Annotated in this window: 22 protein-coding genes; 10 read left to right on the forward strand and 12 right to left on the reverse strand. The window is 65.9% G+C overall.

Going from position 1 to position 21471, the window contains the following annotated elements:
* Positions 1-95 precede the first annotated feature (95 nt).
* Positions 96-1502, forward strand: coding sequence for a TolC family outer membrane protein (locus B2P87_RS05435; protein WP_058285926.1), 1407 nt, complete (start codon positions 96-98; stop codon positions 1500-1502).
* Positions 1503-1577: 75 nt separating this feature from the next.
* Complete coding sequence (locus B2P87_RS05440; protein WP_208764490.1) at positions 1578-2642, forward strand: hypothetical protein; 1065 nt, start codon at positions 1578-1580, stop codon at positions 2640-2642.
* A 324-nt stretch (positions 2643-2966) separates the two neighbouring features.
* Here the strand turns inward: B2P87_RS05440 and B2P87_RS05445 are convergent, their stop codons facing one another.
* Positions 2967-4427 carry a cobyric acid synthase gene (locus tag B2P87_RS05445; RefSeq protein WP_141890822.1) on the reverse strand — a complete coding sequence of 487 codons (1461 nt, stop codon included), beginning with the start codon at positions 4425-4427 and terminating at the stop codon, positions 2967-2969.
* Between the two features lie 196 nt (positions 4428-4623).
* On the reverse strand, positions 4624-4941 hold the full coding sequence (locus B2P87_RS05450) for a DUF6280 family protein (RefSeq protein ID WP_008556013.1): 318 nt from the start codon (positions 4939-4941) through the stop codon (positions 4624-4626).
* A gap of 217 nt (positions 4942-5158) precedes the next feature.
* On the opposite strand from B2P87_RS05450, the gene efp reads away from it, so the two are divergent.
* A complete protein-coding gene (gene efp, locus B2P87_RS05455) occupies positions 5159-5722 on the forward strand; it encodes an elongation factor P (RefSeq protein WP_008556228.1) in 564 nt (187 codons plus the stop codon).
* Between the two features lie 133 nt (positions 5723-5855).
* Here the strand turns inward: efp and B2P87_RS05460 are convergent, their stop codons facing one another.
* The 3 genes from B2P87_RS05460 to B2P87_RS05470 all read right to left on the reverse strand — a co-directional run bounded on the left by B2P87_RS05460 (position 5856) and on the right by B2P87_RS05470 (position 8008).
* On the reverse strand, positions 5856-6401 hold the full coding sequence (locus tag B2P87_RS05460) for a hypothetical protein (RefSeq protein ID WP_141890821.1): 546 nt from the start codon (positions 6399-6401) through the stop codon (positions 5856-5858).
* A 72-nt stretch (positions 6402-6473) separates the two neighbouring features.
* Entirely contained in the window at positions 6474-7277 is an 804-nt protein-coding gene (locus B2P87_RS05465; protein WP_141890820.1) for a fructosamine kinase family protein, read from the reverse strand.
* On the reverse strand, positions 7274-8008 hold the full coding sequence (locus tag B2P87_RS05470) for a YgfZ/GcvT domain-containing protein (RefSeq protein ID WP_141890819.1): 735 nt from the start codon (positions 8006-8008) through the stop codon (positions 7274-7276). The genes B2P87_RS05465 and B2P87_RS05470 overlap by 4 nt, the downstream gene beginning before the upstream one ends.
* A 99-nt stretch (positions 8009-8107) precedes the next feature.
* On the opposite strand from B2P87_RS05470, the gene B2P87_RS05475 reads away from it, so the two are divergent.
* The gene (locus B2P87_RS05475) at positions 8108-8788 is read left to right on the forward strand and encodes a TIGR04283 family arsenosugar biosynthesis glycosyltransferase (protein ID WP_141890818.1); all 681 of its coding nucleotides are present in this window, start codon (positions 8108-8110) and stop codon (positions 8786-8788) included.
* A 102-nt stretch (positions 8789-8890) separates the two neighbouring features.
* Here B2P87_RS05475 and B2P87_RS05480 read toward each other — a convergent pair whose 3' ends face one another.
* On the reverse strand, positions 8891-10756 hold the full coding sequence (locus B2P87_RS05480; protein WP_058286152.1) for an ABC transporter ATP-binding protein: 1866 nt from the start codon (positions 10754-10756) through the stop codon (positions 8891-8893).
* A gap of 208 nt (positions 10757-10964) precedes the next feature.
* Between B2P87_RS05480 and B2P87_RS05485 the strand changes: the two genes are divergently transcribed.
* Entirely contained in the window at positions 10965-12173 is a 1209-nt protein-coding gene (locus B2P87_RS05485; RefSeq protein WP_141890817.1) for a pyridoxal-phosphate-dependent aminotransferase family protein, read from the forward strand.
* Between the two features lie 31 nt (positions 12174-12204).
* On the opposite strand, the gene B2P87_RS05490 is transcribed toward B2P87_RS05485, so the two are convergent.
* Together B2P87_RS05490 and B2P87_RS05495 are read right to left on the reverse strand one after the other, a co-directional pair.
* Entirely contained in the window at positions 12205-12399 is a 195-nt protein-coding gene (locus B2P87_RS05490; RefSeq protein ID WP_141890816.1) for a histidinol phosphate aminotransferase, read from the reverse strand.
* A gap of 90 nt (positions 12400-12489) precedes the next feature.
* On the reverse strand, positions 12490-13602 hold the full coding sequence (locus B2P87_RS05495; RefSeq protein ID WP_141890815.1) for a pyridoxal phosphate-dependent aminotransferase: 1113 nt from the start codon (positions 13600-13602) through the stop codon (positions 12490-12492).
* Between the two features lie 142 nt (positions 13603-13744).
* Here B2P87_RS05495 and B2P87_RS05500 point away from each other — a divergent pair, with 142 nt between their 5' ends.
* From B2P87_RS05500 to B2P87_RS05510, 3 genes are all read left to right on the forward strand, one after another.
* Positions 13745-14530, forward strand: a complete 786-nt coding sequence (locus tag B2P87_RS05500; protein WP_141890814.1) for a crotonase/enoyl-CoA hydratase family protein — start codon at positions 13745-13747, stop codon at positions 14528-14530.
* 416 nt (positions 14531-14946) lie between these two features.
* A complete protein-coding gene (locus B2P87_RS05505; RefSeq protein ID WP_008555795.1) occupies positions 14947-15144 on the forward strand; it encodes a hypothetical protein in 198 nt (65 codons plus the stop codon).
* Complete coding sequence (locus tag B2P87_RS05510; protein WP_244270186.1) at positions 15141-15416, forward strand: hypothetical protein; 276 nt, start codon at positions 15141-15143, stop codon at positions 15414-15416. The genes B2P87_RS05505 and B2P87_RS05510 overlap by 4 nt, the downstream gene beginning before the upstream one ends.
* A gap of 115 nt (positions 15417-15531) precedes the next feature.
* On the opposite strand, the gene B2P87_RS05515 is transcribed toward B2P87_RS05510, so the two are convergent.
* The 3 genes from B2P87_RS05515 to gap form a co-directional block, all read right to left on the reverse strand.
* Positions 15532-16419, reverse strand: a complete 888-nt coding sequence (locus tag B2P87_RS05515; protein ID WP_286852143.1) for a fructose bisphosphate aldolase — start codon at positions 16417-16419, stop codon at positions 15532-15534.
* A gap of 298 nt (positions 16420-16717) precedes the next feature.
* Complete coding sequence (locus B2P87_RS05520) at positions 16718-17914, reverse strand: phosphoglycerate kinase (RefSeq protein ID WP_286852145.1); 1197 nt, start codon at positions 17912-17914, stop codon at positions 16718-16720.
* Positions 17915-18004: 90 nt separating this feature from the next.
* On the reverse strand, positions 18005-19012 hold the full coding sequence (gene gap, locus B2P87_RS05525) for a type I glyceraldehyde-3-phosphate dehydrogenase (protein WP_034814749.1): 1008 nt from the start codon (positions 19010-19012) through the stop codon (positions 18005-18007).
* A gap of 183 nt (positions 19013-19195) precedes the next feature.
* Here gap and B2P87_RS05530 point away from each other — a divergent pair, with 183 nt between their 5' ends.
* Together B2P87_RS05530 and B2P87_RS05535 are read left to right on the forward strand one after the other, a co-directional pair.
* Positions 19196-20098 (forward strand): aldo/keto reductase, encoded by a 903-nt coding sequence (locus tag B2P87_RS05530; protein WP_286852149.1) that lies wholly within the window; start codon positions 19196-19198, stop codon positions 20096-20098.
* Positions 20099-20151: 53 nt separating this feature from the next.
* Complete coding sequence (locus tag B2P87_RS05535) at positions 20152-21024, forward strand: DMT family transporter (RefSeq protein ID WP_286852151.1); 873 nt, start codon at positions 20152-20154, stop codon at positions 21022-21024.
* Between the two features lie 75 nt (positions 21025-21099).
* Here the strand turns inward: B2P87_RS05535 and B2P87_RS05540 are convergent, their stop codons facing one another.
* On the reverse strand, positions 21100-21459 hold the full coding sequence (locus tag B2P87_RS05540; RefSeq protein WP_286852152.1) for a hypothetical protein: 360 nt from the start codon (positions 21457-21459) through the stop codon (positions 21100-21102).
* Positions 21460-21471 lie beyond the last annotated feature (12 nt).

The following is a 21471-nucleotide window of genomic DNA, read 5'->3' on the forward strand; positions in this document are numbered from 1 at the left end:
GCCGCCACAGGGGAGAGGCCGGACGCCGGTGACGCTGGCGCCTGGACACGGACAACTCACCGCGGCTGGCGGCGCGGCAGAACAAAAGGCAGGCAATGCGAATGAAATTCCCGGCGAGTGTGTTTAAGGCTTTTGTGTTTGCCGGCGGCGTGGCCGCCACGGCGCTGATGCCGCTTCAGGCGGCTGCGGACAACCTGTCCGACGCCATGATCGGCGCCTATAAGACCAGCGGTCTGCTGGAGCAGAACCGGGCGCTGCTGCGCGCCGCGGACGAAGACGTCGCAATTGCCCTGTCCCGGCTGCGCCCGCTGGTCCAGTGGACGGTGAACGCGGCCAACTCCTATAACGAGGTCAACTTCAATCAGACCCGCAACACCCTCTCCACCCAGCTGGAGCTGACCCAGCTGCTGTATGATGGCGGCGCCACCCGCCTGGACCGGCTGGCGGCTCAGGAAATCGTGCTGGCCACCCGGCAGGCCCTGCTGAGCGTGGAGCAAACGGTGCTGTTCCAGGCGGTGCAGGCCTATGTCGGCGTCCTCCAGTCGCAGGAAAACGTGTCCCTGCGCCGCAACAACCTGCGGCTGCTGCAGGAGGAGCTGAAGGCCGCCCAGGACCGCTTTGAAGTGGGCGAAGTCACCCGCACGGATGTGGCGCTGGCCGAAAGCCGCGTCGCGGCGGCGCGGGCGAACCTGACGGATGCCGAGGGCACTTTGCTGACCGCCAGGGCGACCTACCAGCAGATTGTGGGCCGGGCGCCGGGTGCCATTGCCGGCCAGCCGGCCTTGCCCCGCCAGCAGGTGTCGCTTGACGGCGCGCATAACGTCGCGCTCAGGAACCAGCCGGATCTGCTGTCGCAGCAGCACGTGGTCAAGGCGCGGGAGCATCAGGTCGCGTCTGCAACTGCGGGCCTTGGGCCGACCGTGAGCCTGCGCGCAAACGCCGGGGTGAGCGAGGACGTGCAGGACGGGCTGGGGGCCGCGAATTCTTCCAGCATCGGCATCACCATGTCGCAGGATCTTTACGCCGGCGGCCGCAATGCCGCCGTCCGCCGCCGGGCCATTGCCAACGCCGACGCAGAGCGCGGCGTGCTGATCAACACCCAGCGCGCCGTCCGGCAGGCGGTGAGCGAGGCCTACTTCAACGTCGAAACCGCGCGCGCCAGCCTGGTCTCCTCCGGGGAGCGGGTGCGCGCCTCCAAGGTCGCCTTTGACGGCATCCGCGAGGAAGCCACCCTGGGCGCCCGCACCACGCTCGACGTGCTGCAGGCAGAGCAGGAATACCTCGACGCCCAGACCGAGCAGGTGAACGCCCGCGCCAACCAGGCGATTGCGGCCTATCAGCTGCTGCAGGCGCAGGGCCTGCTGACCGCCGAGCACTTGGGCCTCGCGGTGGAGATTTACGACCCGACGCTTTATTACAATCTGGTCAAGGACGCGCCCGCCCACCGCAGCAAGCGCGGCAAGGATCTGGACCGGGTGCTCAAGGCCTTGGGACGTAACTGATAATTCATCCTATCTGTTGTGCGGTTGCAGGAAGGCGGCTACACTTTCCGGCAAGAGGCAAGAGTGGTTTATAAAATGTCCGACCCAGTTACCCATGCTGAGATTGAAGATGTATTGTCCTCGATCCGCCGCCTGGTGAGCGAAGACAGCCGCGGCCAGCCCGCGGCGCCGGAACCGGCGGCCCGTCTGGTGCTGACGCCTGCGCTGCGGGTGAAGGATCCGCAAACCCGCAGCCCGGAACCGGCGGATCGCCCGGGCACCCCGGGCGGCACACCGCAGCCGGATGAGGCGCCCGCGCAGGACGCCGCCGCCGCGGCACGCCCGGCGCAGGACGCTGAGCTTGCGGAGGACGCTGGCCGCACGGAAGAGGCGGCAGACGGAACCGCAGCGGACTCCTCTGTTTCCTTCCGCCACCGCGATGCGCGCTCCGACTCCACCTCCGGCCCGGTTTCCGAGGCCGGTCCGGTTGTCCTGCGCCCCGCGCAGAAAAGCGAACCGGAGTCCGTTGCAGAGCCTGCGCAGCCCGGCGGCGCGGCGGCCCAGGCGCCCTGGGCCGACCCCGATGCCACGCTGTTTTCGGCCGCATCCGGCACCGCGCCGCAGGATACCCCGGCTGGGGGTCTGGCGGAGGATCTGGCGGGCGGCACAGCCGGCGCCCGCGCCGCCTCGGTGGTCCGCAAGATCGCCGAACTGGAGGCCCGCAGCTCTGGCGCGCGGGATCAGGCGCAGCAGCAGTGGGAGCCTGACAGCAAGACCGAAGCCCCCTTTGCCGCCACCCTGGTCGATACCATCGAATGGCGCGACGAACCGGCGCCTGTCCGCAGCACCGCTCAGGCGGAATCTGGTGCTGATTTCAGCCCTGCGGAGGAGATCCTGGAGGCCGCCGGCGAACCTGCGGAACCCGCGGATGCCGGCAGCGCGGCGGAGACGGTGGTCGAGGCCGCCTTCACCGGTGCGGCCATGGATGCGCTGGCGGAGTCCGGCGACAGCTATCTCGACGAAGAGGCTCTGCGCGATCTGGTCGCCAGCATCGTGCGCGAAGAGCTTCAGGGCCCCCTGGGCGAGCGCATCACCCGCAATGTGCGCAAGCTGGTCCGGCGCGAAATCCACCGCGCCCTGGCCGCGCATGACCTGCTCTAAGGCCTGACCGCAGCCGGCAAACCGCTGTTTGAAACAGGGTCCAGCAAGGCACGCCGAGGGCGTGCCTTTTCTGTTTGGCCAGCCCGGAGAAACAGGGAGAGGCGGACCGGCCGCCGCAGCCTTGCAACGCAGCCCGTCACCACAGCCTTGAACTGCCGCCTTTCAATAAGGGGCTCCCGCCCGGCGCGCGGCTTTTAGACAAAGCCGCTTGCCCGTTGGGCGTGGCGCCGCGCTGTGCGCGGCGCCACGCCCAAGGCCGCGGACGGTTCTGGCGCCAGCCAGGGCAGGCCTGCGGGGGCGGGAGCGCCGCCGCAACCGGCGGGGTCAGAGCGTGACGGGCTGCGCCAGCTCCAGCAGCTGGTCCAGATCCATGTAGCGCTCCAGATGACCGGCCAGCGCGTCCAGCGTCTCCTCGACGCCGTCCTCATACCCAGCCTGGCTCTCATGCCCCAAGGCCCCCAGCACGCTGGCGCGGAAAGGATCCGAGGAAAACAGCCCGTGCAGGTAGGAGCCTTTGACGCGCCCGTCGGCAGAGGCTGCGCCTTCGGGGCGGCCGCCGATGCTCAGCCAGGCGCGGGCGCAGTCGGCGCCAGTGGTGCGGCCCATGTGGATCTCATAACCGCTTACCGCCAGGTTGCCGTCGCGGGTCACCGCCTCGGTCAGCGTCACCCGCTTTTCGCCTGCCATCACCGTGTGCACGTCCAACAGGCCCAGCCCCTCGACCTTGCCGGGCCGCCCGTCGACGCCCTCGGGGTCGTCAATGGTCTGCCCGAGCATCTGGTAGCCGCCGCACAAGCCCAGCACATGGCCGCCGCGGCGGTAATGCGCCAGGATGTCGATGTCCCAGCCTTGGCGGCGGAGATAGGCGAGATCGCCGATGGTCGACTTGCTGCCGGGCAGGATCACCAGATCCGCATCGCCGGGCAGGGCCCGGCCCGGCGGCACGATCTCCACCGTCACCGCAGGCTCCGCCGCCAGCGGGTCCAGATCGTCAAAATTCGCCATCCGCTCCAGCTGCGGCACCACCACCTTGCAGGCACCGCCCTTGTGCGAGGCGATGTCCATCATGTCCTCGGCCGGCAGTTTCCAGGCATCCCAGAACCACGGCACCACGCCCAAGCTGGGCCAGCCGGTGCGCGCGGCGATATCGTCCCGCCCGCCGTCAAACAGGCTGAGGTCGCCGCGGAACCGGTTCACCAGAAACCCCACGACCCGCTCCAGGTCCTGGCGTTCAAGCACTGCATGGGTGCCGACGATCTGCGCGATCACCCCGCCGCGGTGGATGTCGCCGGCGATCACCACCGGCACCCCAGCCGCGCAGGCAAAGCCCATGTTGGCAATGTCGTTCTTGCGCAGGTTGGTCTCGGCAGGCGAGCCCGCGCCCTCGATCAGCACCAGATCCACATCCGCCGCCAGCCGCCGGTAGCTCTCCAGCGCCGCCTCCAAGAGGCCCGATTTGTCGCGCAGGAACGAGCCCGCGCCTTGGGTGCCGCGGCGCTTGCCCTGCACGATCACCTGGGCGCCGGTATCGGTCTCGGGCTTCAACAGCACCGGGTTCATGTCGGTATGCGGCGGACGCATGGCGGCCCGCGCCTGCAGCGCCTGCGCACGGCCGATCTCGCCGCCCTCGGGCGTGACGGCGGCGTTGTTGGACATGTTCTGCGGCTTGAACGGCGCCACCTTCAGCCCGCGCCGCACATAGGCGCGCGCCAGCCCCGCCACCAGCAAAGACTTGCCGACATTGCTGCCGGTGCCCTGGATCATGATCGAACGCGCGCGTGTCATCCCGCTGCCATCTCCCTGCCTGCGCCCCGCATTTCACGGGCCTGCATAGCAGGTTAGACGCTGCCGTCCATAACGGCTGCGCCGGAACCGTCGGCACGCTGCCCCGGGGCGACCGGTTGACGTTGGGGAAATTCGCGCAGGCAAAAGAAAAACGCGCCCCGAAGGGCGCGCTTTTCAGCAATGCTGGCAGCAGCCTTTAGGCGGCTTCAGCCTGTGCGGCATTGCGGCGCTCGCTTTCCTCGCGCGACAGCGCGACCGAGGTCCGTACCCCGCGGCCGACGAAGTCCATCAGGCCTTCGACCACCCGTTCGTTGGGGTCGATACCGGCGCAGGACAGCACTTCGCGGCCATCGCGCGAGCGCGCCCAGCGGGCGATTTGTTCCGGGCCATTGCCGTATTTCTTGTCGTCGGCGATGGCATCATCCAATGCGGCCAGGACCACGGCAGCAAACAGTTTGCGGGCGCGGTTGCCTTGCTCGTTGTTATAAGCGGTGCCGTCTACGAAATCTCGCATCTCGTATCCCTTGTTGTTCTTGCTATTGCAATTTTCGGCGTAGCGCTGCTTATGGCGGAATTGTGACGATTCGGATAGGGCGCAGATGCATAGCTTTCATGCAAATTGCGCATACCTTTTTCACCGATTCCACACCATATCCTTGTCTTGCCAGCGCCAAGCCCGCCAGATATAGGGGCTGGTAAGAATTCATCAACCATCTGAAAGGCATTTTTCCATGCCCAAGATCAACGGCAATGAAATCCGCCCCGGCAACGTCCTGGAACATAATGGCGGCCTTTGGGCAGCGGTGAAGGTCGATCACGTCAAACCCGGCAAGGGCGGCGCCTTTGCCCAGGTCGAGATGCGCAACCTGCGCAACGGCTCCAAACTGAACGAGCGGTTCCGCTCCGCCGATAAGGTCGAGAAGGTGCGCCTGGAGCAGAAAGACCAGCAGTTCCTCTATGAGAGCGACGGCATGCTGGTGTTCATGGACGCTGAAACCTACGAGCAGATCGAACTGCCGGCAGAGCTTCTGGGCGACCGCCGCCCGTTCCTGCAGGACGGCATGACCATCGTGGTGGAATTCCACGAGTCCGAGGCGCTGAACGCGACCCTGCCGCAGAAAGTCACCTGCAAGATCGTCGAGACCGAGCCGGTCGTCAAAGGCCAGACCGCCGCCAACTCCTTCAAGCCCGCGATCCTCGACAACGGCGTCAAGGTGATGGTGCCGCCGTTTGTCGGCCAGGACGAGATGATCGTGGTCAACACCGAGACCATGGAGTATTCCGAGCGCGCCTGATCCAGGCCGCGTCCCGGACGTGAGAAAGCCGCCCTCCCTCGGGGGCGGCTTTTTCCGTTCCTGCGCGGCGCCTAAGGCGGTTCTGAAAACTCTTGGCAGACGTTTTCAGCAAACCTGTGCGCCGGCGGATGGATCACCCCGCAGGCAGCGCCAGGCTGAAGCCGCATTCGTCCATCATCTTGCCATAGGCGGCGGTGAAGCCGCTGAGCGAGGCTTCATAAACCATATCGTTCCCCGCCCAGATCTCCACCCAGCGGCCCTGTTTCATCGCTTGCAGCATCGGCACATGGTCCTCAAACCGCAGAACGCTTTCGGCCTCCGCCAGACCTTCCTCATTGATCCTTGAATTGATCCCTGCCGCGATCGAGAACGTCCGGTCGAAGTCAAAGATGAAATCCACCGTGCCGCCCTGCTGCATCATGGTCGGGTAATGGCGCGCCGCATATTCCTGCACCTGGGCCATCGGATAGGCTGCGGGCGGGCCGGCATCGCCGGAAAACACCTCCAGCGCCAGGACCGGATCGCCGTCGCCGCCGGTCCAGGCGCGGCAGCTCAGATAGCTGTCCTGTTCCGTCACATGCGGCTCGGTGGCGGCATGCCAGTCATTGTAATTCCAGTAATCCGCCAGCGCGGGGGAGGCCGCCAGCGCAGCCAGGCAGGCCCCGAATATCAGTCGCATGAAACATCCTTTTCGTTGATCACCCGCAGGTTTTGCCCGCGACCCTAGCGCAAGGATGTGAACAGAGGATTGTCAGACCCCCAGCGCCTCCAGCCGCGCCTCCACCATCCCCCGGTAGTCGGCGCCGAACAGCCGCAGATGCACCAGCGCGGGCCACAGCTGATAGATGCGGCGGCGCGCCTCATGCCCCGGCTCCAGCGCGCCATAGCTGTCATGAAACGCCGCAGGCGGAGTGCCGAACAGGTGCAGCATCGCCAGATCAACCTCGCCGTGCCCGTGATAACAGGCCGGGTCGATCAGATAGGCGCCAGCGCCGCTGAACAGCACATTTCCGGTCCACAGATCGCCATGCAGCAGGGCGGCAGGCGGCGCGGCGGGCAGCAAGTCCGGCAGCCGCGCGCACAGCGCCTCAATCCGCAGCTGCAGATCGCGGGGCAGGGCGTCCGGGGCGGCCAGCAGGCGGCGGCGGGCCCAGAACGCCGGCCAGTCCGGCAGCGGCGCATTGGGGATCGCGACGGTGCCAAAGGCATAGTCCTCCGCCCAGCCGTACTGCCGGCCTGTCACCGAATGCAACTGCCGCAGCGCAGCGCCCAAGGCCTGCCAGCCCGCCGCGCCGGCCGCGGTCTCCTCCAGCGCCTCCATCAGCAGCACAGGACCGGCAACGCCCAGCACCTCAGGCGCAGGCACGCCCGCGGCCCGGATCGCGCGCAGCATCGCCGCCTCCGCCGCAACCATCGGCCCGGTCTTGGCCACCACCCGGCGGCCATCGCTTAAAGACAGAAGCTGCACCTCCGACAGGTCGCCGCCATGCAGCGGCCGGGCGCGCGCCACTGCCGCGCCCAGCAGGGACAGAACCGTCTGGTTCAGCCCGCTCACTCTTGCCAGGTGACGCGGGCGTCCCCGGCCTGCATCTCCCCCTTGGCGCGGTCGAACCGCAGGTAGGCAATGCCCTTGCCGCCCGATTGGGTGAACAGCGTGCCAGCCGGCTTGCCCCCGGCGGTGATCTCCGTCCCCACCGGCGCCGCGCCCTCGACCTCAACCGTGCGGAACCCCTTGCGCAGCTCGGTCTTGTGCTTCATCCGCGCGGTCACTTCCTGGCCGACATAGCAGCCCTTGCGGAAGTCCACCCCGTTCAAAGCCTCAAACCCCGCCTCCAGGATATAGCTCTCCGGCCCCAGCTCGACCCCGGTTTCCGGGATGCAATGGGCGACCCGGATCGCGTCCCAATCGCTGCCGTCATCGCCGCCTTCAAGCCCATAGAGCCGCCAGCCCATCGCCGGGTGGCGCGGATCCTCCAGCGCCCCGTCCGGAGCCGCCCCGGTGCCGCGCTTGACCTGCAGCTCCGTCATCTCCACCTGCACATCGGCGCGCAGCCGGTACATGTTCAACCGCTTCAGCAAGCCCTCGGCCAGCGCGGCGTCCACGTCCAAGAGGACCGCATCGCCATCGCCCGCCAGAAAGAAATCCGCGATGTACTTGCCCTGCGGCGTCAGAAGCGCGGCGTAAACCAAGCCGTCTTCCAGCCGCTCCACGTTATTGGTGACAAGCCCTTGCAGGAAGCTCTTGGCGTCGCTGCCGCTCAGGCGCAGGATACGGCGGTCGCTCATGTGTTTTCTCCTGTGTGCCTCTGGGGGCGTTTCGCTGCTTGGCCCAGTGATATAGGAAGCAGGGCGGAAGAAAACAGCAAATCCGCCCAGGAGGCCCCCATGCCCGCGCCGGTCAGCATCGTGATCCCGACCCTCAACGCCGCGGAGGAGCTGCCCGCCTGCCTGGAGCATCTGATGGAGGGGCTGGGCGCCGGGCTGATCCGCGAGCTGATCATCACCGACGGCGGCTCCGCCGATGAGACCCGCGCCATCGCCCAGGCCGCAGGTGCCGAATGGATCAGCGGCGCGCCCTCGCGCGGCGGCCAGCTGCGCCGGGGCTGCGCGGCGGCCAGGGGCGATTGGCTGCTGGTGCTGCACGCCGACACCCGCCTGGAGCCGGGCTGGGCCGCAGCGGCGGCGCAGCATGTGCAGGAGGGGCAGGGGCATCCCGCCTACTTCCGGCTGCGCTTCCGGGCGCGCGGGCTGCTGCCCGCCTGGGTCGCCGGCTGGGCCAACCTGCGCGCCCGCCTGTTCGGGCTGCCCTATGGCGATCAGGGCCTGCTGATCCGCCGCGAGGAATATGAGGCCGCGGGCGGCTACCCCGACCAGCCGCTGATGGAGGATGTGGCGCTGGTGCGCCGCCTCAAGGGGCTGACCGCCTTGCCCTCAGCGGCGCTGACCAGCGCGGCGCGTTATCAGCGCGCCGGCTGGTTGCGGCGCGGGGGGCGGAACCTGTGGACGCTAGCGTGTTACTTTCTGGGGTGCGACACACACAAACTGGCGGCTTCTTACAGGAAATAGAAGAGAGGGCAGCGCCGGTCCGCGGGCGGAAGCGAAGCGCCCGCCCATGGGGGAGGACGGGCGCTGCCCGGCCTTTCGGCCGGGCGGAACAGTTCATCCTGACTACCCGAACACCTTGCGGGCAAAGCGGCGGAACCAGCGTTCCTTGCCGTTATGCGCCGCGCCCTCCGGCACCTGTTCTGCTTGGGCGGCGATGCTGGTGGTATCCACCAGCGTCTTGCCGTCCTGAAACTGCAGCCGGTACAGATCGGCATAGATGCCGCCGCGCGCCAGCAGCTCGTCATGGCTGCCCTGGTCCACAACCCGGCCGCGGTCCATCACCACGATCTTGTCGGCGTTGCGGATGGTCGACAGCCGGTGCGCGATCACCAGCGTGGTGCGCCCGCCCGCCAGCTTGTCCAGCGCCTGCTGCACGACTTTCTCCGACTGCGCATCCAGGGCCGAGGTCGCCTCGTCCAGCAGCAAGACCGGCGTGTTGCGCAACAGCGCCCGGGCGATCACCACCCGCTGCCGCTGGCCGCCCGACAGGGCCGAGCCGCGCGGGCCGACCCGGGTTTCCAGGCCATGCTCCAGCTTGGGCAGGAAATCCGCCACATGCGAGGCATCCAGCGCCGCCTGCAGCTCTTCGTCGCTGACATCAGTCCGCCCCAGCACGATGTTCTCGCGCAAGGTCTCGTCAAACAGCATCGCATCCTGCGTCACCACCGAAAACAGGCTGCGCAGGTCGGCGGTGTTCAGGTCCTGGACCTCGACCCCGCCGACAGTGACCGACCCCGTTTGCGGATCGACCATCCGCGTCAGCAGGTTGAAGATCGTCGACTTGCCCGCGCCGGAGGCCCCGACCAGCGCCGTGGTCTTGCCGGCCTCGGCCGCCAGGTTCAGCCCCTGCAGGATCCGGGCGTCGCCATAGGACAGGCCAACGCCCTCCAGCCGGATCTCCGGCAGCCCCTCCGGCGCCGGCTTCGGCGCGGCAGGCTCGCTCAGCAGGATCGGCGCGTCCAGCAGCTCCTTGATCCGCTCCAAGGCCGCCGCCGCGCCCTGCCACACGCCCGAGATATTGGCCAGCCGCCGCATAGGTTCAAACGACAGCCCGATCGAGGTGAAGAAGCTCATGAACTGGCCGACGCTCTTTTCCCCGGCGATGATCTCATTGCCGCCATAAAGCAGCACCGCCATGAAGCCGACGCCCGCCATGATGTCGGTCATCCCGGAAATCGAGGAGGTGCCAAAGGCCGCCTTCACCTCGGAGCGGACAAATTCGTCCTGGCGTTCGCCAAACCGGCGGGCCTGGTACTCCTCCAGCCGGTTCAGCTTGACCGGCACGATGCCGTGGAAGATCTCGTCCAGCCGGGTCGCCAGATCGGCGCCCAGATCGCGCGCCCGCGACGCCTTCTTGCGCACGTAGCGCTGGATCGAGGCGATCGGCAGCAGCAGCACCGGCACCCCGATCAGCAGGATCAGCGTCCAGCGCCAGTCGATGCTGAAGGCCACGCCCAGCACCGCCACCAGCGCCACCAGATCGCGGCCCGCGCCGGTGATCACCGCCTGCCAGACCGCGTTGATCGCATTGACGTCCGACTGCACCCGCTGGATCAGCAGCCCCGGCGGGTGCTGCTGGTGAAACGCCGGGTCCTGGCGGATGAGGCGGGCCAGCATGTCCTTGCGCAGATGCGCGGCAGAGGTTTGCGACACCTTGCTCAGCAGCACTTTCTGGGTGACGCTGGACACGCCGCGCAGAGTGAAGATCGCCAGAAACGCCAGGCTGACCCAGACCAGCGCGTCGGAATTGCCCGCGACAAACACCAGGTCGAACATCGGCTGCATCATATAGCCGAGCGCGCCCATGGTGGCGCCTTCCACCAGCATGAAGATCACGGCGACGCCCAGCAGCCCGATGTAATGGCGCAGGTATCCGCGCCACAGCCAGCCGAACAGTTCCTTCGAGGACTTGTGCGGTTTCTGACTCATTGCAGCGATTTCCGGCAGGAAATTCGTGTCATTGCGGGCCTTTCCCTGTCGTTCCTGCGCCATTTAAGCAGGTGGGCAGCAGGGCGCAAGCAATTCGCCGTGACGCAGCGCTCTGCGGAATTGACCCGGCGCGCCGTGCGGCTAGTGTGGCAGGACAGATCAACCGCGGCGGGCAGGGGCGTCCTCCGCGCTGCAAGGAACACCTAAGATGAGCGGATCAGTGAACGTGTCGGCAGGCCGGTCTTACCTTGCCATCCCAGGGCCTTCGGTCATTCCGGACCAGGTGCTGCAGGCGATGCACCGCCCGTCTCCCAATATCTACGCGGGCGAGCTGGTGGAGATGACCGCCACCCTGATTCCGGACCTGCGCCGGGTGGCGCGTACGCAGCATCAGGTTGCGATCTACATCTCCAACGGCCACGGCGCGTGGGAGGCGGCGCTGCAAAACACCCTGCAGCCGGGCGACAAGGTGCTGGTGCCCTCGTCGGGCCGCTTTGCCATCGGCTGGGCGGAAATGGCGCAAGGTTTGGGCATCGAGACCGAGATCCTGGACTTCGGCAATCACGCGCCCTGGGACATGGACCGGATCGCCGCGGCGCTGGCCGCCGACACCGGCCACCGCATCAAGGCGGTGCTGGGCGTGCATGTGGACACCTCCAGCTCGATCCGCAACGACGTCGCCGCCCTGCGCCGGGCGCTGGACGATGCCGGCCACCCGGCGCTGCTGATGGCCGACTGCATCGCCTCGCTCGGCTGCGACCGGTTCGAGATGGACGAATGGGGTGTGGATGTCATGGTCACCGCCTGCCAGAAGGGGCTGATGGTGCCTGCGGGCATGGGCTTTGTGTTCTTCAACGCCCGCGCCGCCGGCGCGCGCCGGGCGCTGCCGCGGATCAGCCGCTACTGGGACTGGGAGCCGCGCGCCAACCCGGAGGAGTTCTATCAGTATTTCGGCGGCACCGCGCCGACCCATCACCTCTACGGGCTGCGCGCCGCGCTCGACATGATCCACGCCGAGGGGATAGAGGCGGTCTGGGCCCGCCACGCCCGTCTGGCCCGCGCCATCTGGGCCGCTTGCGAGGTCTGGGGCCGGGACGGCCCGCTGAAGATGAACGTGCCGGACCGCGCCCTGCGCTCCCACGCGGTCACCGCGCTGCACATCGGATCGCCGCTGGGAACCGAGCTGCGGATGTGGCTGGAGCAGAACCTGGGCCTCACCCTTGGCATCGGCCTGGGCATGGCGCCGCCGCGCAGCCCGGAATGGCACGGCTTCTTCCGGCTGGGCCACATGGGCCATGTCAACGGCCATATGATCATGGGCCTGCTGGGCGGCATCGAAACAGGTCTCAAGGCGCTGGACATCCCGCACGGGGACGGCGCGCTGGAGGCCGCGGCAACCGCGCTCGCGGGCGTCTAGGCCTCCGCCCGGGCGCGGGCAAAAGGCGGCGTCACGCCTTTTGCGACTTCAGCCGGATGTCCAGCCTGGTGATGAAATGGTTGATCAGTACCGCCACCACCAGCACGGGAACCAGCCCGTACATCACCCAGATCACAAAGAAGATCCACATGAGGTTGATTCCGGTAAAAGTGATCGCGGCAGTGAAGAAATCCGGCATGCCGTCCGGCAGTTCGTGGTCACGCATGACTTATCTCCAAGTACTACTGCAAAATGGTAGTACAGGAGTGGTGAATGTCCGGTAAAACCGCCGCGATCCGGGCGCCGCTGGCAAAATTCAGCCCGCCCGGCCCGCCGCCTCCAGCGCCCGTGGCAGCGCGGCGGCAAAGGCGTCCAGCTCCGCCTCCGGCCCGCAGCTCACGCGGATGCAGCGGTTCTGCGGCGCGGCAAAGGGCATCCGCACGAAAACCCCCTGATCCACCAGCGCATCCAGCACCGCCTTGGCAAAGGCGCCGTCCCGGCCGCAGTCGATCGCCACGAAATTGGCGGCCGAGGGCAGGGCGCTCAGGCCGTTCTGCGCGGCAATCTCCGCGATCCGCCCCCGCGCCGCCTCGATCTGCGCCGTCACCTGCGCCAGCCACGCCTGATCCTGCAAGGCCGCCAGCGCGCCCGCCTGCGCCGCCCGGTTCATGCCGAAATGGTTGCGCACCTTGTTGAAGGCAGAAATCAGCTCCGGATGCCCCAGCGCATATCCCGCCCGCGCCCCCGCCATGCCGTAGGCCTTGGAAAACGTGCGCATCCGGATCACCCGCGCATCATCGGCGCTGATGGGGGCCGCGGTGCCCTCGGGCGCGCATTCCACATAGGCCTCGTCCAGCAGCAGCAGGCAGCCCGCGGGCAGCGTGTCCAGCGCCGCGGCAATGTCTGCCCCCTTGTGCCAGCTGCCCATCGGGTTGTCGGGGTTGGCAAGATAGACGATCTTGGCGTCCGTCTCCGCCGCCTTGGCAAACAGCGCGCCGTAATCCTCGCGGTCGTCCTTGTAGGGCACCGTGTGAATCACACCGCCAAAGCCAGACACATGGTAATTGAACGTCGGATAGGCCCCTTGCGAGGTCACCACCGCATCGCCCTGGCCGATCAGCAGCCGCACCAGGCAGCCAAGCAGGCCGTCGATGCCTTCGCCGACCATGATGTTGTCCGGCCGCACCCCGTGATGCGCCGCCAGCGCCTGGCGCAGGTCATGGTTCTCGGCATCGCCGTATTTCCAGATCTCCGCGGCGGCCTGCGCCATCGCCGCAACCGCCCTGGGCGAAGGGCCGAAGATGTTTTCATTCGCCCCCAGCCGCGCAGTGAAGGGCACGCCGCGCGCGCGCTCTTGGGTTTCGGGCCCGACAAAGGGCACGGTGGCGGGCAGGGAGAGGGCAAGCGGGGTGTAACGGGGGCCAGTCATGGCGGCAGATAACCCCAAGCGGCGGTGCGCGGCAAGGCCTGCCGCGCAGCGCCGGCCCCGCGCCCGCCTGCCCCGACGTTGCACTGGAAACGGCTTTGCTTCCGGGGCAGGCTGGCCGGGAAATTCCAGCGGGGAGAAGACCATGGCCAGAGTTACCACCGGCTACAAGGACCACATTGCCTATGTCACGCTTGCCCGGCCGGACAAGCACAACGCGCTGGACGAGGAGATGGTGCAGGCGATCATCGCCGCCGGGCAGGAAGTGGCCGCCTCGGACGCCCGCGCGGTGGTGCTGTCCGGGTCCGGCAAAAGCTTTTGTGCCGGGCTCGACATGGCCAGCTTCGCCGTGCTGGCGCAGCGCGACCTCGACAGCTTTGTGATGGACCGCACCCACCACGACGCCAATGCCTTTCAGGAGGTGGCGATGGTCTGGCGGCGGGTGCCGGTGCCGGTGATCGCCGCGGTGCATGGCGCCTGTTTCGGCGGCGGGCTGCAAATCGCGCTGGGCGCCGATATCCGCATCGCCCACCCCGAGGCAAAGCTGTCGGTGATGGAAATGAAATGGGGGCTGATCCCGGACATGGGCGGCATGGCGCTGCTGCCGCGGCTGGTGCGCTCCGATGTGCTGCGCCGCCTGACTTACACGGCGGAAAAGATCGAAGCGCAGCAGGCGCTGGACTGGGGCCTGGTGACAGAGCTGGCCGGCAACCCGCTGTCGCGCGCCTCTGAACTGGCCGCTACCATCGCCGCGCAAAGCCCTTCGGCGATCCGCGCCGCCAAGCGGCTGATTGCCCAGGCCGAAAGCGGCGCCTCCCAGGCCGAGGTGCTGCTGGCCGAAAGCGCCGAACAGCTGGCGCTGATCGGCAAGCCCGACCAGATGGAGGCGGTCACCGCCCAGCTGCAGAAACGGCCGCCGAACTTCCGCTGAGGGCAGGCCGGTCCGGCGCGGCAAACGCCCCGCGCGGGCCGCGTTCCCCGGCCCGGAAAAACCCCGTCCCGCCGGGCGGGGCGGCAGCGCCCGCCAGGGGCGTTTTTGCTGAAAAAGCAACCTCGGAAACTGCAACGGCGGGTTTTTGCCAAATTTTACGTAAACCCGCCGACGCAAGCGGGAAACCGCCGCCTGCCGGCAGAATAATGCCGCGTAAAACCAGCAGAAAGACACGTTAACCTTTTGGCAACCTCTGGGCGCAAAACCTGACTTCAAGAGGGCGCAACAGGGGCAGATCCAGCACCTGGCAGACGGACAGCGGGGGACCCGGACGGCTGCGCGCACCCTCTGGAACTGCAGTGGAACCGGCCAGGCTGAGACCGCCCTGGGCCGGGCTTCAGAAAGGAGTGAGGCTGATGCATCTGGTGCGTAAGAAGTGGTTTATTTTGTTTGAGAGCGGCGCCTTGCTGTCCCGGACCGGGGACAGGATCACATATTTCTATGACGAGGCCCTGAGCTTCGGCAACCGAGAGGAGGCGCAGCGCTATCTGGCCTCGAACGAAAACCGGGTCAGCTGCACTGGCCTGCGCCCGTCGCTGACCGAAGCGGCGTGAGCGGATGGCTTGCCGCCAGCCGGATAGCGGAGCGGCACACCGCGGCAGAGGCGCGGATGCCTAGTTCCGCCCGCTGGCTGCTCGCCTTCAGCGGGGTTCTGATCTCCGCCGCGGCGCTGGTGTTCTGGGTCTGGCTCGGCGGGGCCGGCCAGGCGCCGGAGGCGCAGCCCGGCTGGTTCACCCTGGCGGCGCTGCGCTACTTCTGGCTGCCCTTCCTCAGCGGTGCCGGGCTGGTGCTGGCGGTCTGCTGCGCCGGGCGCTCCGGGGTCTGATCTGCCGCCTGACCCCGGGGCGCGCACCGGCCCGGCGGCCCGCCCGCCAGCCTGCATAAAAAAAGGGCCGCAGCCTCAGCAGGCGCGGCCCTTGCCATGTCCGGAACCAGCCGGATTACAGCGATGCGTCGTAGATCTTGGAGATATTGGCGCCAAGCGCGGCGTCATAGTCTTCATCGCTCATCGCCACGTTCAGGCCCTCGGTCAGGGCGCGGCTGAAGGAGGCGATCATCTTGGGGTTCTGCGCCAGGCGCGCGCAGGCGTCATCGGTGGTGTAGCCGCCTGACAGCGCCACAACCCGCACCACATTGGCGTGGTCCGCCAGCTCATCATAGAGGCCTGCCTTGGACGGGATGGTCAGCTTCAGCGCCACCTTGGCATCAGACGGCAGCGCGTCCAGCTGCGCCTTGATCTCTGCCTTCAGCAGCTCTTCTGCTTCGGCCTTGGTGGCGGAGTTGATGTCGACTTCCGGCTCGATGATCGGCACCAGGCCGGCCGCAACGATCTGCTGGCCCACTTCGAACTGCTGCGCGACAACCGCCTTGATGCCCTCGGCATTGGCGTCCTTGATGACAGAGCGCATCTTGGTGCCGAAGATACCCTTGCCGACCGCGCGTTCGAGCAGGTGATCAAGGTCCGGCATCGGCTTCATCATCTGGACGCCATTGGCTTCGTCTGCGAGGCCCTTGTCGACTTTCAGGAAGGGAACGACCTGATGGGCGTTCCAGAGGTATTCGGCGGTTGGCGTGCCATCGACTTCGCCATCCATGGTGCGTTCAAACAGGATCGCGCCAATGACCTTTTCGCCATTGAAGGCTGGTGCCTTGATGATGCGGGCACGCATCTCATGGATCAGGCCGAACATTTCTTCGTCATTGGAATAGGCGTCTTCGTTCACGCCGTAGAGGCGCAGAGCCTTGGGGGTTGAGCCGCCCGACTGGTCAAGCGCTGCGATGAAGCCATTCTTGTCGGCAATCTGCCGGGCCATTTGAGGATTGGTCATGGTTTTAACGGGGCGTCCCTTGCATGCGTGGAATTTGCAAACTTTGCATTCAAGTACCGTGCCTGTCTTGTGGGTCAACAGGCTGACAGGGATTGATGTGAGCGCGCTCGCACCCGCCCGAATCTCAGGCAGTACGGGCAGTTTCGGGGGAAAGGACTGCCAGAGACGTGTGGGATTCAGGGCCTGAAATCGATTTCATCTGGAACATCAATTTTTTCTGACGCCGCGCAGCAAACCGATGAGAACGTTGTCATTTGCAGCCGCCTGCGCGATTTGCCGCAGGCTGTCTCAAAAGGGATCAGGCTTTGAGAGCTTCCACACCGGGCAGGGGCTTGCCTTCCATCCATTCAAGGAAGGCGCCTCCAGCGGTTGAGACGAAGGTGAATTCGTCTGCGGCTTCGGCATGATTGAGCGCGGCGACCGTATCGCCGCCTCCGGCGACGGCGATCAGCTTGCCGTCACTTGCACGGATACCCGCAGCTTGGGCTGCTGCAACGGTGGCCTTGTCAAAAGGGGTCAGTTCGAACGCGCCGAGCGGCCCGTTCCAGACCAGTGTCTTTGAGTTGCCCATCGCGGCAACCAGCTGTGCGACCGTCTTGACGCCAGCGTCGAGGATCATCTCATCGTCTGCGACCTGATCCGTTGCGCAGGTGCGATTCTCGGCGTGAGCCTTGAAGTCCTTCGCGACAACAACATCGACCGGAAGCAGGATATTGCAGTTGTTTTCTTCAGCGACCTGCATGATCTCGCGGGCGGTTTCAGCGAGATCATGCTCGCAGAGGGACTTGCCGACACTGATCCCCTGCGCGGCCAGGAATGTGTTGGCCATGCCGCCGCCAATCGCCAGCGAGTCGACCTGGGTGACAAGGTTCTTCAGAAGGTCGATCTTGGAAGAGACCTTCGCGCCGCCGACCACAGCCAGCACGGGACGTTCCGGTGTGCCGAGCGCCTTGTCGAGCGCGTCGAGTTCAGCTTCCATGTTCACGCCTGCATAGCCGGGCAGGAGGGTCGCGAGGACAGCCGTAGAGACATGCTTGCGGTGCGCGGCCGAGAAGGCATCATTGACGTAGATGTCGCCGAGTGCGGCGATTTCTTTCGCCAGTTCCGGGTCGCCTTTTTCCTCGCCTGCATAGAAGCGGGTGTTCTCCAGAAGGATCACGCCGGCAGGGTCGAGATCAGCAATGGCCTGCTTCACATGCTCGCCCTTGCAGTCGGCGATAAAGCTGACATTCGAGCCGAGCACTTTGGCGAAGGCGCCTGCAATCGGCGCAAGGCTCATGTCTGCAACGCGCTCACCCTTGGGGCGACCGAAATGTGCGAGCAGGGCGACCTTGGCGCCCTGGGTGCGCAGGGTCTGCACCGTATCAATGGCGGCCCGCAGGCGCGTGTCATCGGTGACGAGGCCGTTTTCCATGGGCACGTTGAAGTCGACTCGGACAAGCGCGGTCTTGCCGGTCAGATCGCCGGCATCGGCAAGGCGTTTGAAGCTGGACATGGTATTTCCTCCAGAATGCCCGGCCAACCGGGTGCGATGCGGCATGGAAAAAGAGCGCCTCCCGGTTGGGAAGCGCTCTGGAGAAGGGTTTTAGATGAGTTTGGACATGGCGAGGGCAGTATCGCTCATGCGGGTCGCGAAGCCCCACTCATTGTCGTACCAGGACAGGACCCGAACCATGGTGCCTTCGATGACCTGCGTCTGGTCGAGCGCGAAGGTGGACGAGTGCGGATCGTGGTTGAAGTCTGCGGAGACGAGCGGCTTGTCAGTATATCCGAGCACGCCTTTCATTGGGCCGTCAGCGGCGGCCTTGATGGCCGTGTTCACTTCTTCGACCGTGGTTGGCTTGCCGGCATCGAAGACGAGGTCGATCATCGAGACGTTTGGCGTTGGGACGCGGATGGCGGAACCGTCGAGCTTGCCCTTCAGTTCCGGCAGGACCAGGCCAACGGCTTTTGCTGCGCCGGTCGAGGTCGGGATCATGGACATCGCAGCCGCGCGGCCGCGATAGAGGTCCTTGTGCATCCGGTCGAGGGTTGGCTGGTCACCCGTATAGGAGTGGACCGTCGTCATGTAGCCGCGCTTGATACCGACCGTGTCGTTCAGCACTTTGGCGACGGGCGACAGGCAGTTGGTGGTGCAGGATGCGTTGGAGACGACGAGATCATCTTTGGTAAGTGTGTCGTGGTTCACACCGAAGACGATGGTCTTGTCAGCATTTGTCGCCGGAGCAGAGACCAGCACGCGTTTGGCGCCCGCCTTGAGGTGAGCAGACGCTTTTTCCTTGTCGGCGAAGATGCCGGTACATTCCATTGCGATGTCGATATCCAGCTCGGCATGCGGTAGGTCAGCGGGGTCGCGTACGGCGGTGCAGAGGAATTTGCGGTCGCCGACGATGATCGTGTCACCGTCCACTTCGACCGTCTGGTTCAACCGGCCATGAACGGAATCATACTGGAGCAGGTGGGCATTGGTGGCCACGGGACCGAGGTCGTTGATCGAGACGACTTCGATGTCCTTGCGGTCATGCTCGATGATCGAACGAAGGACGAGACGGCCAATGCGGCCAAAACCATTGATTGCAACGCGAACGGCCATGAAAAATCTCCTTTGGAGCGGCAGGCTATAAATCTGCTGGCCCTTTACGACGCCCGCGCAATTTCGTCCACCCGCTGCCCATGCGGCCTCGCGCCGCTTACTGCCTGTTTTCGCTAACAGAGATCAGTCGTGGACTTGGCTTCAGCGGCCTCTTATGGCCTGAAGTCACAAGGAGGCGGTTTCATGCGTCAGGTAGGGATCGGAACGAGCGGACTGCGCGCGGGTGCCTTGGGCTTCGGTTGCTGGCGCTTTTTGGGACATGAATTGTCCCATGCGGAGAATCTTGTGGAGACCGCGCTCGATCTGGGCATGACTCTTATCGACACGGCTGACATCTACGGATTTGGCGGGGATGGATTTGGCGCGGCCGAGGTCTTGCTGGGCAAGGTGTTGAAAGCCGATCCTGTGCGGCGCGCGAGAATGGTGTTGGCGACCAAGGGCGGGATTATTCCCCCCGCGCCCTACAATTCGAGTCGTAAATACCTGATCGAGGCCTGCGAAGCGTCGCTTGCGCGGCTTGGCGTTGAGCAGATCGACCTTTACCAAATTCACCGGCCGGACCTGTTGACCCCTTGGGAGGAAGTTGCCGATGCGCTGGAAACGCTTCTGGCCGACGGCAAGATCGGGGCAGCAGGAGTCTCCAATTTCTCCGTGGCGCAAACCCGCGCATTGCAGGCACATCTGGGGCCGAAGCTTGTCAGCACGCAGCCGGAATTTTCCACCCTGCATCTGGCGCCTCTGGAAGACGGCACACTGGACTGGTGCCAGGAAGTCGGTGCGGCGGCGCTGGTTTGGTCGCCGCTGGCGGGCGGTCGGCTGGCCGATGGATATAGACCGCAGCCTGATGATCCTGAAAGGTTGGTGGATGTGCATCAGGCGCTCGACAGGATCGCGGCCGGGCATGGCGTGAGCCGCAGCGATGTGGCGCTGGCTTTCGTCCTGATGCATCCGGCGCAGCCCATTGTTCTGCTGGGCACGCAGACTCCGGCGCGCCTGAAGGCGGCGACGCGCGCGCTGGAAATCCAGCTCAGCCGTGCGGACTGGTACAGTATAATCGAGGCGTCGCGCGGCGCGGCGATGCCATGAATGGGCCCCAGCTTCAAAGTCGCTCTGCCGCTGATTGGGGGCTGTTTGCTCTGTTGACCCTGTTCTGGGCCGGGGCTTATGCGCTGACCCGGGTGGCGGTGGACAAGGGCAATCCGGATATGGGCCTGCCGGTGGCCTGGGTGCTGCCGGGGCGGTTGACGATTGGCGCGGCGGTACTGTGGGTGCTGATGTTGGCACGGGGGCAGAAATTGCCGCCATTGAGAGACCGCAAGCGCTGGGTGGCGATCATCGGGATGGGGCTCGCAGGCTCCGTCTTTCCCTTCTTCCTGATCACGACCGCTCAGGAGACGGTCAATTCCAGCCTTGCCGCACTTTACACGGCGGCTGTGCCGATCTTCGTGGTGAGTGGGGCAACCTTTCTGTTTGCGGATGAACGCATGAATCGCGGAACCGCGATTGGCGTGCTGACCGGTTTTGCGGGTGTGGCTGTTTTGTTCGGGCCGGATGCGATGAAGGGGCTTGGCGATGCGAGTGTTGTGGCGCAGCTGCTGCTGATCCTCGCGACGATGAATTACGCCCTTGCGAGCCTGATGGCGCGCGGCGCACCCCGGATCGAGGCCATTCCGTTCGCGACCGGTTTCGTGACGCTGGCGGCGGTGGTTTCGTGGCCGCTGGCCTTCACGGTGCACCCGTCCGAGGTCAATTCCGACTGGACGCATTGGGCCGCCGTGGTGGGGCTTGGCGTGATCCCGACGGCAATTGCACAGGCGCTGTACATGTACCTGATCGCGCGGACGAGCGCGACATTCCTGTCCCTGACGGGCTATGCGATTCCAGTGGTCAGCGCCGTGCTCGGTTGGATATTCTTCCGAGAGACGCAGAGCTGGCAGGCGCTGATCGCGTTCGCCCTGATCCTGGGTGGTGTCTGGCTCGCCCGGCGCGGTGGGGGCGTGAAGGAAGGTTAGGCCGCCTGTTCCTGCGCATGCAACGCCCGTGAAGGCGCTTGGAAGACAGTTGGATTTTCATCGGGACACTTCGCGTCAGATATCGGGACGCGGCAGGCGCGTGCCGGTAGCACAGGGCCGACGTGGCATTGTGACGGCAGGGGCTGACTGAAGCCACTCGCCCCTTGGCACAGCCAAATCCATTTCACCCATCGCCAGGCGGAAGCCCTTCGATGGCTCAAAGGCCAGCGGATCAGGTTTGATCGTTTCCGGCCCGTCCCCGACAGCGACAATATCGACCTCGCCGCGCGGTGATATGCACACCATCATGGCGCGCATATCCCGCTGGATATGGCGCACGTGAAAGGTGAGGATCACGACCTGTAGCCAGATCCAGAACCGGTACGGCCGCAGGTGCGGCGGCAGGTTTCGCAAAGTGGCGAAGGCGTCATCCATGCTCTGATTATA

This window comes from Leisingera sp. UBA4491, assembly GCF_002388965.1.
GTDB lineage: Bacteria > Pseudomonadota > Alphaproteobacteria > Rhodobacterales > Rhodobacteraceae > Leisingera > Leisingera aquaemixtae.